This window comes from Kitasatospora sp. NBC_01302 (genome assembly GCF_035976515.1).
Lineage (GTDB): Bacteria > Actinomycetota > Actinomycetes > Streptomycetales > Streptomycetaceae > Kitasatospora.
Window position 1 is genome coordinate 5,263,390 of sequence record NZ_CP108404.1, and the last position, 13,655, is coordinate 5,277,044.

At 73.5% G+C, this 13,655-nt stretch carries 12 protein-coding genes; 10 read left to right on the forward strand and 2 right to left on the reverse strand.

What is annotated here, in order from left to right; translation table 11 throughout:
- Positions 1-68 precede the first annotated feature (68 nt).
- The 6 genes from OG294_RS22925 (at position 69) to OG294_RS22950 (ending at position 6,679) form a co-directional block, all read left to right on the forward strand.
- Positions 69-1,757, forward strand: coding sequence for a serine/threonine-protein kinase (locus OG294_RS22925; RefSeq protein WP_327068406.1), 1,689 nt, complete (start codon positions 69-71; stop codon positions 1,755-1,757).
- A 127-nt stretch (positions 1,758-1,884) separates the two neighbouring features.
- A complete protein-coding gene (gene mqnC / locus OG294_RS22930) occupies positions 1,885-3,105 on the forward strand; it encodes a cyclic dehypoxanthinyl futalosine synthase (RefSeq protein WP_327068407.1) in 1,221 nt (406 codons plus the stop codon).
- An 11-nt stretch (positions 3,106-3,116) separates the two neighbouring features.
- On the forward strand, positions 3,117-3,707 hold the full coding sequence (locus OG294_RS22935) for an imidazolonepropionase-like domain-containing protein (protein WP_327068408.1): 591 nt from the start codon (positions 3,117-3,119) through the stop codon (positions 3,705-3,707).
- A gap of 215 nt (positions 3,708-3,922) precedes the next feature.
- The gene (locus OG294_RS22940) at positions 3,923-4,486 is read left to right on the forward strand and encodes a hypothetical protein (RefSeq protein ID WP_327068409.1); all 564 of its coding nucleotides are present in this window, start codon (positions 3,923-3,925) and stop codon (positions 4,484-4,486) included.
- Positions 4,487-4,576: 90 nt separating this feature from the next.
- Complete coding sequence (locus tag OG294_RS22945; protein ID WP_327068410.1) at positions 4,577-5,269, forward strand: demethylmenaquinone methyltransferase; 693 nt, start codon at positions 4,577-4,579, stop codon at positions 5,267-5,269.
- Positions 5,270-5,395: 126 nt separating this feature from the next.
- A complete protein-coding gene (locus OG294_RS22950) occupies positions 5,396-6,679 on the forward strand; it encodes a geranylgeranyl reductase family protein (RefSeq protein WP_327068411.1) in 1,284 nt (427 codons plus the stop codon).
- 80 nt (positions 6,680-6,759) lie between these two features.
- Here the strand turns inward: OG294_RS22950 and OG294_RS22955 are convergent, their stop codons facing one another.
- Positions 6,760-7,455, reverse strand: coding sequence for a peptidylprolyl isomerase (locus tag OG294_RS22955; protein WP_327068412.1), 696 nt, complete (start codon positions 7,453-7,455; stop codon positions 6,760-6,762).
- Positions 7,456-7,765: 310 nt separating this feature from the next.
- Here OG294_RS22955 and OG294_RS22960 point away from each other — a divergent pair, with 310 nt between their 5' ends.
- The 4 genes from OG294_RS22960 to OG294_RS22975 are packed head-to-tail and all read left to right on the forward strand — an operon-like array spanning position 7,766 to position 12,840.
- Complete coding sequence (locus OG294_RS22960) at positions 7,766-9,529, forward strand: FAD/NAD(P)-binding protein (protein ID WP_327068413.1); 1,764 nt, start codon at positions 7,766-7,768, stop codon at positions 9,527-9,529.
- A complete protein-coding gene (locus OG294_RS22965; RefSeq protein ID WP_327068414.1) occupies positions 9,526-10,218 on the forward strand; it encodes a GNAT family N-acetyltransferase in 693 nt (230 codons plus the stop codon). Before OG294_RS22960 ends, OG294_RS22965 begins: the two co-directional genes overlap by 4 nt.
- Positions 10,218-11,414: an MFS transporter gene (locus tag OG294_RS22970; protein ID WP_327068415.1), complete on the forward strand. Its 1,197-nt coding sequence runs from the start codon at positions 10,218-10,220 to the stop codon at positions 11,412-11,414. The genes OG294_RS22965 and OG294_RS22970 overlap by 1 nt, the downstream gene beginning before the upstream one ends.
- Positions 11,407-12,840 carry a lyase family protein gene (locus OG294_RS22975; RefSeq protein ID WP_327068416.1) on the forward strand — a complete coding sequence of 478 codons (1,434 nt, stop codon included), beginning with the start codon at positions 11,407-11,409 and terminating at the stop codon, positions 12,838-12,840. Before OG294_RS22970 ends, OG294_RS22975 begins: the two co-directional genes overlap by 8 nt.
- A 19-nt stretch (positions 12,841-12,859) precedes the next feature.
- Here OG294_RS22975 and OG294_RS22980 read toward each other — a convergent pair whose 3' ends face one another.
- Entirely contained in the window at positions 12,860-13,576 is a 717-nt protein-coding gene (locus tag OG294_RS22980) for a hypothetical protein (protein WP_327068417.1), read from the reverse strand.
- Positions 13,577-13,655 lie beyond the last annotated feature (79 nt).

Below are 13,655 nucleotides of genomic sequence, written 5' to 3' on the forward strand. Positions count from 1 at the left end.
CGGCGTGTCGCCGACCGGTACGGTCGTGCCCAGCCGGCCGGGGTGTCGGCCGGGGAGGGGAACACACCGTGGAGCCACTGGAGCCGGACGACCCGCGCCGGCTGGGCGGGTACCAGTTACTGCGGCGGCTCGGCGCCGGCGGGATGGGCCGCGTCTACCTGGGGCGGACGGCGGGCGGGCGCCACGTCGCCGTCAAGGTGATCCGAGCCGATCTGGCCGAGGACGCCGAGTTCCGCGCCCGCTTCCGGCAGGAGGTGGCGGCGGCCCGGCGGGTGGGCGGCCGCTGGACGGCCGCGGTGCTGGACGCGGACCTCGAGGGCCGCCCCCCGTGGGTGGCCACCGGGTACGTCGCGGGGCCGGCGCTCAGCGCGGCCGTCCGCGACTTCGGACCGCTGCCGGCCGCCTCGGTGCGCGCGCTGGGCGCGGGGCTGGCCCAGGCGCTGGCGGCCGTGCACGGGCTCGGGCTGGTGCACCGGGACGTCAAGCCGTCGAATGTGCTCCTCACGCTGGACGGCCCGCTGCTGATCGACTTCGGCATCGCGCGGGCGCTGGACGCGGGGACGGCCCTGACCCGGTCCGGCCACCTGGTCGGCTCGCCCGGGTTCATGTCCCCCGAGCAGGCCCAGGGGGTGGCCGCCGGGCCGGCCTCGGACGTCTTCTCGCTGGGCGCGCTGCTCGCGTACGCGGCGACCGGCGTCCCGCCGTTCGGGGAGGGCGACTCCAACCCGTACGTGCTGCTCTACAACGTGCTGCACGAGGAGCCGCGGCTCGACGGGCTGGCCGAGCTCGACCCCGGCCTGCACGCGACCGTGCTGGCCTGCCTGGCGAAGGACCCCGCCGGTCGGCTGACGCCGGCCCGGTTGGGCGAGCGGCTGGACCCGGCCGGAGCCGGCACCGCCCGGCCGGGCGGGGGGACCTGGCTGCCGGCGGCGCTGGCGGCGGCGGTGGGCCGCCAGGCGGTGGAACTGCTGCACCTCGACCACGGCCCGGAGCCCGGCCCGGATCCGGGTCCAAGCCGGACCCGGCTCGCGACGACGGTGGACGCGGGGCCGGGCGCCCGGCCGCGCCCGGCGCCCGGGAATCCCCCGGCGGGGTACCCATCGCCGTCGCACACCCCCACCCAGCCGTACCACCCGGCCCAGCCGCACCCGCACCCGCAGGTGCACCCGCAGGCGCCGCTCCGGGCCGGTCGCCGCTGGCCCGCCGTGCTCGGCGCCTCGGTGCTGGTCGCGGTGGTCGCGGTGGGAGCCACGCTGTGGCTGTCGAAGGGGGCGGGTTCGTCGACGGCCGGCCGGTCGGCGACGGCGTCCGGACCGACAGCCCCGACCGGCCAGTCGCCGACCCCGGCCGGGGCGTCCGCACCCTCCGGGTCGGGCGCCGCCCCGGCCGCCGCCCCGTCGAGCGCCACCCCCGCCTCGGGCGGTGCGATACCGCAGCCGTTCCTCGGCAGCTGGAAAGGGGACCTGACCGCCCAGGGCCTCACCGGCTCGGTCACCTACCGCGTCACGCTGCGGCAGGGCACGGTGGGTCAGGTGGTGGCCGACGCCACCAGCTTCTGGTCCAACGGCACCACCTGCACCGGCACCGACTACCTGGTCTCGGCCAGCCCTGACGAGGTGGTGCTCATGATCAAGCAGCTGAAGGGCGGCCTCGGCTGCATCGCGGACGACCAGCCGCGGGTGTACACCCGGAACTCCGACGGCAGCCTGCACCTCGACGTCGACGGTGGATCGGGCGACCTCACCCGCGTCTCCTGACCCGGCCCCCGACCGCCGAGGGCACACCGGTGGCACACCCACGGGCGGCCGAAACGCCTGGCGTAGGCTGGTTCGGTCATGTCGCCGGGCCGGCCCGGCATCCGTGAGCAAGAAAGTAGGCCGCCAGGTGTCCGAGCCCGTAGCGACTCTCGACGCGTCCAGCACCGACCTGCAGGCCGTCCTCGACCGCGCGGCGGCCGGCGGTCGGATCTCGGCCGAGGAGGCGCTGGAGCTCTACCGCTCCGCGCCGCTGCACGCGCTCGGCGCGGCGGCCGACGCGGTGCGCCGGCGCCGGTACGCGGGCACCGAGCACATCGCGACCTACATCATCGAACGCAACATCAACTACACCAACGTCTGCGTGACGGCGTGCAAGTTCTGTGCGTTCTACGTGCCGCCGAAGAGTGACAAGGGCTGGTCGCGCGAGCTGGACGAGATCCTGCGCCGCTGCGCGGAGACCGTCGAGCTGGGCGGCACCCAGATCATGTTCCAGGGCGGCCACCACCCCGACTACGGCGTGGAGTACTACGAGCGCGCGTTCTCCGCGATCAAGGCGGACTTCCCGCAGCTGGTGATCCACTCGCTGGGCGCCTCCGAGGTCGAGCACATGGCGCGGATCTCGGGCGTCTCCATCGAGGAGGCGATCACCCGGATCCACACCGCGGGTCTGGACTCCTTCGCCGGCGCCGGTGCCGAGCTGCTGCCCGAGCGCCCGCGCAAGGCGATCGCCCCGCTCAAGGAGTCGGGCGAGCGCTGGCTGGAGATCATGGAGACCGCGCACCGGCTGGGTGTCGAGTCCACCTCCACCATGCTGATGGGCACCGGCGAGACCAACGCCGAGCGGATCGAGCACCTGCGGATGATCCGCGAGGTGCAGGACCGCACCGGCGGCTTCCGGGCGTTCATCCCGTACACCTACCAGCCGCAGAACAACCACCTCAAGGGCTCGACCCAGGCGACCGTCTTCGAGTACCTGCGGATGATCGCGATCGCCCGGCTCTTCCTGGACAACATCGCGCACATCCAGGGCTCCTGGCTGACCACCGGCAAGGAGGCCGGCCAGCTGTCGCTGCACTACGGCGCGGACGACCTCGGCTCGGTGATGCTGGAGGAGAACGTGGTCTCGGCGGCCGGGGCCAAGCACCGCTCCAACCTGACCGAGCTGATCCACCTGATCCGCACCGCGGGCCGGGTGCCGGCGCAGCGCGCCACCACCTACGAGCACCTGCGGGTGCTGGACGACCCGGCCAACGACCCGGTCGACCCGCGGGTCGCCTCGCACATCGCCTCCACCGCGATCGAGGGCGGCACGGCGCACCCGGAGCTGAAGATCCTCTCCACCAACTGAGGCCCGCCGCCGTGCTCACACTGCACCGGGCCGCGGTCCTGGCGCCCTCCGGCACCGCCCCGTCGATCGACGACGGGGCGGTGCTGGTGCACGGTGACCGGATCGCCGCGCTCGGCCCGTACGCCGAGCTGGCGGCGGCCCACCCGGACGCCCGGCTGCGTGAGTGGACCGGCGCGCGGCTGACCCCGGGTGGGGCGCAGCCGTACGGCGCGCTCCTGCTGGAGCACCACTACCACCCCGACCCGCGCGAGGGCATCGGCGTCGAGCCCCGGCCGCTCCCGAGCGGCGGCTTCGCGGCGGGACAGTACGGCGGGCCGGGCGGCAGCGCCCGCCGCGGGCTGCAGCTGATGCTCCGGCACGGGACGACGGCCCTGGCCGGCCCGTTCGAGCGGCCCGAGGTGCGGGCGGCGGTGAGCCGCTCGGGGCTGCGGGTGCTGGCCCCGTTCGACCCGCCGCAGCCGCTGCACGCCCTCGCCTTCGAAGCGGTCCCGAACGGGACGCTGGCCGTCGGCGGACGGGCGGATTTCGCCATCTTCGATCGGGAGACCGGCCAGTGCCTGGGCACGGTACTCGCCGGTAGGTTGGTGTACCGGGGGCGCTGAGGGGCCTGTTCCCAACGGGGAGCGGGATGGTCGGTCCTCGAACTCACCTCCTGCGCGGCCGTTCTGATTCCGGTTCGCCGTGACCTGAGGGCCGGTCAGCGGTTACGATCCCGGTCGGTCCTCCGCCCGTCCGGCCGTCCCCCGGTCGGCGCAGGGCCTGCCTCACCACATGTCTCACGGGAAGCCAGGTCAGCCCAGCCATGCGATCCCCGTCCATGCCCGCCGTCAAGAGGATCGGCCGCGGCTGGTACCTCGCGGCGGTGCTCAGCGCCGTGCTGGCGGTCGGCATGTGCCTGCTGGGGTGGCACCAGGCCGCGCTGGCCGACAAGATCGGCGCCGACCCGGTGCAGGTCCAGGGCACGATCACCCAGCTCCCCGGGGGCAGCGCCAGCTACAGCGGCGTCAAGTACCTGGCCGACGGCCGGCTGCGCACCGCCACCGACCTCGCGCTGCCCGACGACGTCAAGGTCGGCGACCCGATCTGCCTGGAGCACGCCGCCCAGGACGCGGGTGCGGTGCGGGCCTGCAACGAGCACTACCCGCAGCCGGCCGGCGTCCGGCTGGCACAGATCAGCGTGCCGGTGGCGCTGCTGTTCTGCCTGCTCTGTGTGCTGCGGATCACCCGGCACCGCCGCTCCGCCGGCGTCGGGGGCCGGCGCGCCAAGGTGGTGGCGACGGTGGCGCTGGCCACCGAGGCGCTGGCCGAGGGGATGCCTGCGATAACCCAGGGCAAGCGCTCGCGCCGCCGCCGCAAGGGCGGGCGCCGCGCGCTGCGCTGAGCCGGGCCGCGGGCGCGCGAGCGGCGGGCGCGCGGTCGGCGCGCCGAGCCCCGCGGCCGGGCAGGCCGCGCCAGGGTGAACAATGGGTGCGTGACCCGAGCCTCGCTGGAGAAGCAGCCCCACGAAGTCGCCGCCATGTTCGACGACGTCGCCGCCAAGTACGACCTGACCAACGACGTCCTCTCGCTGGGCCAGGCCCGCGCCTGGCGCCGCGCGGTGGCCGAGGCGGTCGGCGCCGGCCCCGGCGACGTGGTGCTCGACCTCGGAGCCGGTACCGGCACCTCCTCGCTGCCGTTCCTGGCCGCCGGCGCGAAGGTCGTCCCGTGCGACTTCTCGATCGGCATGCTCACCGAGGGCAAGAAGCGCCACCCCGAGCTGCCGCTGACCGCCGGCGACGCAACCCGGCTGCCGTTCGCCGACGCCTCGTTCGACGCGGTGACCATCTCCTTCGCGCTGCGCAACGTGCACCGGACCGAGGCGGCGCTGGCCGAGCTGTACCGGGTCACCAAGCCCGGCGGCCGGGTGGTGATCTGCGAGTTCTCCACGCCGACCTGGACCCCGTTCCGGACCGTCTACACCGAGTACCTGATGCGCGCGCTGCCGCCGGTGGCGACCAGGGTGAGCAGCAACCCCGACGCGTACGTCTACCTCGCCGAGTCCATCCGCGCCTGGCCCGACCAGCCCTCGCTCGCCGTGCTGCTCCAGGAGGCGGGCTGGACCAAGGTGGCCTGGCGCAACCTCACCGGCGGCATCGTCGCGCTGCACCGGGGTACCAAGGCCTGAGGCGCCGAGCCCGCCGGAGCCGCCGGACCTGCCGGAGCTGTCGGACCTGTCCGGGGCGCCGGGTCAAAGCGCCGTAGACTGCTCGGGACCGTCAGCCAGTCCCGTAGTGCCAGGAGAGTGCCCACCGTGACCGAGACCGCCGTCGAGAGCTCCGCTGACGTCATCGTGGTCGGAGCCGGCCCGGCGGGCGCGACCACCGCCTACTACCTGGCCCAGGCCGGGCTCGACGTACTGCTGCTGGAGAAGACCGAGTTCCCGCGCGAGAAGGTCTGCGGCGACGGCCTGACCCCGCGCGCCACCAAGCAGTTGGTGGACATGGGCATCGACGTCTCCACCGCCAACGGCTGGCTGCACAACAAGGGCCTGCGGATCATCGGCGGCGGGGTCCGGCTGGAACTGGACTGGCCGGAGCTCTCCTCCTTCCCGGACTACGGACTGGTCCGCAAGCGGGCCGACTTCGACGAGCTGCTGGCCCGTCAGGCCGAGAAGGCCGGTGCCCGGCTCTACGAGCGCTGCAACGTCTCCGGGCCGGTGCTGGACGACCGCACCGGCAAGATCGTGGGCGTGACCGCCAAGCTCGGCCAGGACAAGCGCGAAGTCGTCTTCCGCGCCCCGCTGGTGGTGGCCGCCGACGGCAACTCCACCCGCCTCTCGCTCGCGATGGGCCTGCACCGCCGCGAGGACCGCCCGATGGGCGTCGCCTACCGGACGTACTTCACCTCCCCGCGCGGCTCGGACGACTACCTGGAGTCCTGGCTGGAGCTGTGGGACACCCGCGGCGGCGAGAAGAAGCTGCTGCCGGGCTACGGCTGGATCTTCGGCATGGGCGACGGCACCTCCAACGTGGGCCTGGGCATCCTGGACTCCTCGCCCGCCTTCGGCGAGCTGGACTGGCGCGAGGTGCTCAAGTCCTGGTGCGCCAGCATGCCGGCCGAGTGGGGCTACACCCCCGAGAACATGACCGACCCGATCCGCGGCGCCGCGCTGCCGATGGCCTTCAACCGCCAGCCGCACTACACCCGCGGGCTGCTGCTGGTCGGTGACGCCGGCGGCATGGTCAACCCGTTCAACGGCGAGGGCATCGCCTATGCGATGGAGTCCGGCCAGATCGCCGCGCGCACCATCGTGCAGGCCTCCGCCCGGGTGACGGACGGCGGGCGCGAGCGCGCGCTGCACGCCTACCCGGCCACCCTCAAGGAGGTCTACGGCGGCTACTACACGCTCGGCCGGGCCTTCGTGAAGCTGATCGGCAACCCGAAGGTGATGCAGCTGGCCACCCAGCGCGGGCTGACCCACCCGATGCTGATGCGCTTCACGCTGAAGCTGCTGGCGAACCTGACGGACCCGCAGGGCGGGGACGCGATGGACCGGATCATCAACGGGCTGGCCAAGGTGGCGCCGAACGCCTGACCGGCCCCCGCCCGGGGCCCGCGCCGTACCTGTGCCCCGCCCCCAGGGCGGGGCACAGGCGTTCGGCGAGTGGCGCCGGGTCAGTGGTTGCTGATCCGCACGCCGTGGATGTTCACCGGCAGGGTCGGGAACCCGTCGCCCGCCCCGTTCTGGTCGTCCTCGCCGCCGGCGGCGATCTTCTGCAGCACGTCCAGCCCGCCGGTCACCCGCCCGAACGGCGTGTAGGCCGGGGGCAGCTTGGTGTCCTTCCAGACGAAGAAGAACTGGCTGCCGTTGGTGTTCGGGCCGGCGTTGGCCATCGCCACGGTGCCCGCCGGGTAGGTGGCGCCGGTCAGGTTCTCGTCGTTGAAGGAGTAGCCGGGGCCGCCGCTGCCCGTCCCGGTGGGGTCGCCGCACTGCAGCACGAAGATGCCCTGGGTGGTGAGCCGGTGGCAGTGGGTGTCGTCGTAGTAGTGGTGGTCGGCGAGGAAGCGGAACGAGAAGGTGGTGCACGGGGCCGCCGCCGTGAGCGCCTGGAAGGTCACCGCGCCCTGGCTGGTGCGCAGCGTGGCGTGGTACGGCTTCGCGGCCTTCGCGGCGTCGAAGACCGGGATGCCCTGGAACTTGTCGGCGGGCACGGCCTTCGTGTAGCCGCAGTTGGCGGGTGCCCCGGCGGTTGCGGGGGCGGCCGGGGCCGGCTTGGCGTCCGGCGAGACGGTGGCGGCCGAGGCGGCGCTGGTCGCGCAGAGCACCAGGGTGGCGGCTGCTGCTGCGGTGGCGAGGCGGGTGCGGGCCATGGGGACCTCTCGGGAGACGGCTGAAGGGGCGTCATGCGGGGTGTCATGCGCACAACGTCATGCCCACCGGTCACACAAGTCATTCCGGATCGGCGGGCCGGTGTCGTCCCGGCAGGTCAACGCCAGGATGGACGGCCCTCCTGACCTGCGCTCACCTCTGCTGACCAATGGCTGAACCCCAGTACATTCTTGGCCGGAAGTCAACTTCTCAATATCAGATCGTTATGACTAAGTTGAATATCAGCATTAAGGGGGATTTCCGGAATCATTGCGTTTCCTTTACCTAGGGGTGGGTTTGAGTTCGACACACGTGTCCGTAGCAATCGTGGGTGGGGGCCCGCGCGGGCTCAGCGTTCTGGAGCGGATCTGCGGCCTGGCCCGGATTCCCTGGGACGGCCTGTCGGTCCACCTCATCGACCCGCACCAGCCCGGCGCCGGTACGCATTACCCGGATCAGCCGAACTATCTGCTCATGAACACCGTCGCCGGCCAGGTCACGATGTTCCGCACCGGCGACAGCGCCGCTGCCGGACAGCCGGTTTCCGGCCCGAGCCTGGCCGACTGGGCCGGTGTCCCCGAGGACACCTACCTGCCGCGCGCCGTCCTCGGCCGCTACCTCGGCCACTGCTACCGGCGGCTGCGCCGGCACGCGCCCGACAAGGTCCGGATCCACGAGCACCGGGCGAGCGCCGAGACGCTGCGCGCGCTGCGGGACGGGTCCTGGGTGCTCCAGCTGTCGGACGGTGCGATCGTCGCCGCCGACTTCGTCTTCCTGACCACCGGGCACGGCACGAACCACCCGACCGGCGCGGACCAGCGGATCCAGCAGTTCGTCGCCGACCACCGCCACGCCAACCCCAAGCTGCGCTACCTGCGCAGCTGCTACCCGCTGCAGAAGCTGGAGACCATCGAGCCCGGCGCCCGGGTCGCGGTCCGCGGCATGGGGCTGTCGGCGGTCGACACGGTCGCCAGCCTCACCACCGGCCGCGGCGGGCGGTTCGTGCCGGGCGCCGACGGCGACCTCGTCTACCGCCCCAGCGGCGAGGAGCCGCAGCTGCACGTCTACTCGCGAAGTGGCCGGATCTTCTCCCCGCGGGCGGTGAACCAGAAAACACCGGCGGACGTGTACCGACCCGCATTCCTGACCCCGGAGGAGCTGCGCACCCTGCAACTGCGACACGGGCAGCTCGACTTCGAGGAACACCTGCTGCCGCTGCTGCGGGCCGAACTGCGCCGGGCCGCCGAAACGGCCGGTGGAATACCGGGCTCCGACGAAATCGAGTCGATTCTCCGCACCCCTGAACCCGTTCGCCGAACCCTCGGCGAATACCAGGCCGAACTCGTCGACTTCCTGCGGACCGACGAGCGGCGCGCCGCCGAGGGCAACCTGCGCAATCCGGTCAAGGCCGCCACCGACGCGTTGCGCGACCTGCGCGACGTGCTGCGCTGGGCCGTCGAGCACCGGGGGCTGACGGCCGAATCGCACCGGCGGTTCTGCCAGGTGTACGCCCCGATGCTGAACGCGGTGGCCGCGGGACCGCCCGCCTCCCGCTCGCGCGAGTGGCGCGCGCTCTTCGAGAGCGGCCTGCTGCAGCTCGGGGCCGGGCCGGGGGCCGCCGTGCGGCCGGACCCGGACAGCGCCGGGTTCGTCATCGAGAGCGGCCTGCAGTCCACCCCGGCGACCCGCTGCGACGTGCTGGTGGGCGCCGCGATCGACTCGTTCCTGCCCGACCAGGACGCCTCGCCGCTGGTCCGCTCGCTGCTCGCCGGCGGGCACGCCCGTCCCTTCGACAACGACGGATTCCGGCCCGGCGGGCTGGACATCGACACCGCCGGGCGGTTGATCGGCGCGGACGGCGCGGTCGTGCCGAACCTCTGCGCACTGGGCCACCTCACCGAGGGCGCGCACTACTTCACCAACATGCTGCCGGCACCCGGGGTCGACTCCCGGATCACCGCGGACGCCGCCGCGGCCGTGCGGGCCATGACCGACCACCTGCTGACGCCGCGGCAGCACCCCACCGCCCTCACCACCGCCCTGGCCCCCGCGTCCCTCAAGGAGCAGTCCGCATGACCGGCACCACGCAGCAGCACGCCCGCTGGATCAACCCGTTCAGCGTGCACGGCGACCACGTCACGCTGGTCCCGCTCGAGGAACGGCACGAGGACCGGCTGGTGGAGGCCGTGCAGGACGGCCAGGTGTGGGACACCTGGTTCGCCGCCGTGCCCTCCCCGGTCGGCATGCGGCGCGAGATCGAGTGGCGCCTCGGCCTGGCCGAGCAGGGCCGGATGGTGCCCTTCACGGTGCTCGACGCCGCCGGGCGGGTCGCGGGCATGACCGCCTACATGAACGTCGACCCCGACAACCGCCGGCTGGAGATCGGGCACACCTGGTACCGCGGCAGCGTGCAGCGCACCGCGCTCAACACCGAGGCGAAGCTGCTGCTGCTCCAGCACGCCTTCGAGGAGGCGGACTGCATCGCGGTCGGTTTCCGCACCGCCTTCTTCAACATGCCGAGCCGGCGGGCGATCGAACGGCTCGGCGCGAAGCTGGAGGGGGTCTGGCGCAACCACGTGATCCTGCCCGACGGCACGCTGCGGGACACCTGCTACTACAGCGTCATCGCCGGCGAGTGGCCCGCGGTGAAGCGGCACCTGACCTGGAAGCTCGACCACGCCGGGGCCGGGGCCGGGGCCGCGCCGGGCGGGGCCGCCGGGTCCGCCGGGTCCGCCGGGGCCGGTGCGGCCGACAGGTCGGCGTAGTGTCGCTGCGGGCCAGGACGGCCGTCTTCCTGCTCGGCCTGTGCGCCCTGCTCAACATCTACTCCACCCAGCCGCTGCTGCCCGACCTCGCGCACGACCTGCACGTCCCGCTCGGGCGCAGCACCTGGACGATCACCGCGACCACCCTCGGCGTCGCGCTGGTCGCCCCGTTCGCCGGGTCGGTCTCGGACCGCCTGGGCCGCAAGCGGGTGATGGTGGCGGCGATCGCGGGAGCGCTCGCCGCCACCCTCGCCTGCGCGGTGGCCTGGAACTTCGCCGCGATGCTGGTGTTCCGCCTCGCCCAGGGCCTGCTGATCCCGTTCGTCTTCGCGGTGGCCGTCTCCTACCTCGCCGAGGAGTACACCGGGCCGGTGGCGCAGCGGGCCAACGCCCTCTACGTCTCCGGCACGGCGTTCGGCGGCTTCTGCGGGCGGTTCCTGTCCGGGGCGGCCACCGAGCGGTTCGGCTGGCGGTCCTCGTTCGTCGTGCTGGCGCTCGTGCTGCTGGTGACGCTGGCGGCCACCGTGGCCTGGCTGCCGCGGGAGCGGGGCTTCGCGCCCTCGGACTCGCTGCTGGCCAGCCTGCGCGGCATCGGCGGGCACTTCGGCAACGCCCGGCTGCTCGGCACCTGCGTCATCGGGGCGTCGATCCTCTTCCTCCAGGTGGGTGCGTTCACCTACGCCGGGATGCGGCTCAAGGCCCCGCCGTTCGGGCTGAGCACCTTCGAGATCGGCGCGGTCTTCGCGGTCTTCCTGGTCGCGGTGGTGGTCACCCCGCTCACCGGGCGGCTGATCGGCCGGATCGGGCGGCTGCGGACCTACCTGCTGGTCGGCCTGGTCTCGCTGGCCGGCCTCGCGCTGACCCTCGTGCCGTCCACACCGGCCGTGATCGTGGGCCTGGCGGCCTCCTCGACCGGCGTCTTCTCCGGTCAGGCCTGCGCCATCGGCTACGCCGCCGAGGCCGGGGGAGCGGCCCGGTCCAGCGCGGTCGGGCTCTACCTGACCTCCTACTACGCCGGCGGCAGCATCGGCGCCGTCGCACCCGCACCCCTCTACACCGCCGCCGGGTGGAGCGCGTGCGCCGCGCTGCTGGCGGCGGTGGTCGGCGTCAGCGTCCTGGTGGCGCTCGCCGTCTGGCGGCCGGCCCCGGTCGGCCGGCCCCAACGTCATCGTTATGAGGAGCCTCTGTATGACTGATGATCTGAAGACCCGGGACACCTTCCACTGGCTCTGCGAGCTGGACAAGGCCTCCACCGTGATGACGGTGGAGGCGGGCATCGCACCGCGCGAGGTGGGCGCCCGCACGGCCGCCGCGATCGTCAAGGTGCTCGCCGACGCCGAGGCGCCCGGCGCCGACCGGCCCACCGACTACCTGCAGGTGGAGCCGCTGGTCCGCCGGCTGGTGGGGCCGGACAGCTCGCGGATCCACTCGGGCCGCAGCCGCCAGGACATGCTGCCCACCGTCCACCGGCTGCTGCTGCGCGACCGCCTGGTGCTGGTGCACCGCGCGCTCGGCGAACTGCGCGCGGGCCTGCTCGCCTGTGCCGAGCGGTACGGAACGGCGATCGTGCCCGCCTACACCAACGGCGTCCAGGCCCAGCCGACCACCTTCGGGCACCTGCTGCTCGGCTACGAGGCGACCCTGCGGCGCTCGGCCGACCGGCTGGCCGAGGCCTACCCGCGCCTCAACGCCTGCCCGTTGGGCGCCGCCGCGCTGGCCACCTCCAGCTTCCCGGTCGACCGGGACCGGCTGGCCGAACTGCTCGGCTTCGACGAGCCGGTGCAGAACTCCTTCGACGCCGCGCAGCTCTCGCCGATCGACGTCGGCTTCGAGGTGGCGTCGGCCGCGATGGGGCTGGCGCTGTCGATCGGCACCTTCGTCCAGGACGTGCACGCCCAGTACCACCACGCGCGGCCGTGGATCACCCTGGACAACACCGACCTGCTCAGCCCGAGCACCCTGATGCCGCAGAAGCGCAACCCCGTCGCACTGAACCGGGCCCGGCTGCTGGCCAGCGAGGTGATCGGCGACGGGGTGTCCACCGCGCTCGCCGCCCACAACGTCTGCTCCGGGCTGACCGACTACAAGCGGGCCGAGGCGCAGCGCACCCTGGACCGCGCCCTCGCGATGCTCGGCGAGGTCAACGCCATCGTCGCCGGGCTGCGGCTGGACGAGCGGGCCGCGCTGGAGGAGGTGCGCTCCGACTACTCGACCACCTCCGAGCTGGCGAACGTGCTGCAGCGCGACGCCGACGTCCCGTTCCACGTCGGCCACCGGTTCGCCTCCGCGCTGGTCACCTACGGGCGCGGCGCCGGTCTGACGGTCGAGCGGCTCGATTTCGCCGAGGCGCTTCGGCTGTACCGCGAGATCGCGGCCGAGTTCGACGGCGTTGCTGCCGAACTCCCGATGACGGAGCAGGAGTTCCGCGCGGCACTGGACCCGGTCAGCATGGTGGCCTGCTACCGGGGACTCGGCGGGCCGCAGCCCGCGGAGTTCCGGCGGCTGCTCGCGGCGGCCCGGGAGGCGCTGCGGGCCGACACCGGGTGGCTCGACACGGTGGCCGGGCGGCTGAGCGCGGCGAAGGGCGGGCTGGAGGCGAGCTTCGCCGCGCTGGCCGGGTGAGCAGCGTGTTGAGGGCCCCTCAGGGGTGGTAGAGCTCGGTGATGGTGGTGATCTGGCCCGCGCCGTTGACGGTGATGTCGTAGTTGTTGCCGTAGCAGAGGTGCGGGCCGTCCGCGCCGGGGTGCTGGACGCACTGGTTGATGTGCGTCAGCAGGTCGGTGATCGAGACGGCCGTGCTGGGGTCGGTCGAGACGTAGCGGCCCAGCAGCGTGGCCTTGGCGCCCGGGGCGAAGGTGTAGCCGGTGTTCGGCGCGACGGCCTGGTAGTAGCCGTCGTTGGGGACGTCCGGGCCGCAGACGAACGTCGTCGCGTTGGCGCCGATCCGGTTCGGGTCGCCCCAGGCCACGGTGGCGTTGATGACCTTGTGGCCGGGGTGGTTCGCGGCGGCTGTGCAGTCGGGGGTGGGGGTGGGGGTGGGGGCGGCGGCGGTGGGCTTGGCCGTCGTCGGCTTCGTGGTGGGGTGCGGGGTGGGCTGCGAGGACGGCAGCCCGATGGGGGTGGTCTTCGGGGTCGGGGTCTGGGTCGGGGCCGGGGGCGCGGTGACCGGGGCGCTGGTCGCGGGGGCGGTCGCGGGGGTGCTGGCGGGGGTGGTGGCGCTCGGGTTCGCCGTCGCGCTCGGGCCGGTGCTCTTGGCCGGGCCGGCGGCGGTCGTCTCGTCGGGGCCGCAGGCGCTGAGCGACAGGGTCAGCGCGGCGGCGAGCAGCGTGGTGGTGGCGAAGAGCCGGCGGTTGCGCATGGTGAGTGTCCCCCTGGGTCGAAAGGGCGACCCGGTGGCCGCTCTCACCCAGTCATCACGTGCCGGGCCTGTGCCCGGG

What these genes read in the sequence shown, in the direction of transcription:
- OG294_RS22940 (WP_327068409.1), top strand. Translation starts at nt 3,923, where the DNA reads ATGCCCGCCGTCAAGAGGATCGGCCGCGGCTGGTACCTCGCGGCGGTG.
- OG294_RS22955 (WP_327068412.1), bottom strand. Translation starts at nt 7,455, where the DNA reads ATGGCCCGCACCCGCCTCGCCACCGCAGCAGCAGCCGCCACCCTGGTG.
- OG294_RS22965 (WP_327068414.1), top strand. Translation starts at nt 9,526, where the DNA reads ATGACCGGCACCACGCAGCAGCACGCCCGCTGGATCAACCCGTTCAGC.
- OG294_RS22975 (WP_327068416.1), top strand. Translation starts at nt 11,407, where the DNA reads ATGACTGATGATCTGAAGACCCGGGACACCTTCCACTGGCTCTGCGAG.
- OG294_RS22980 (WP_327068417.1), bottom strand. Translation starts at nt 13,576, where the DNA reads ATGCGCAACCGCCGGCTCTTCGCCACCACCACGCTGCTCGCCGCCGCG.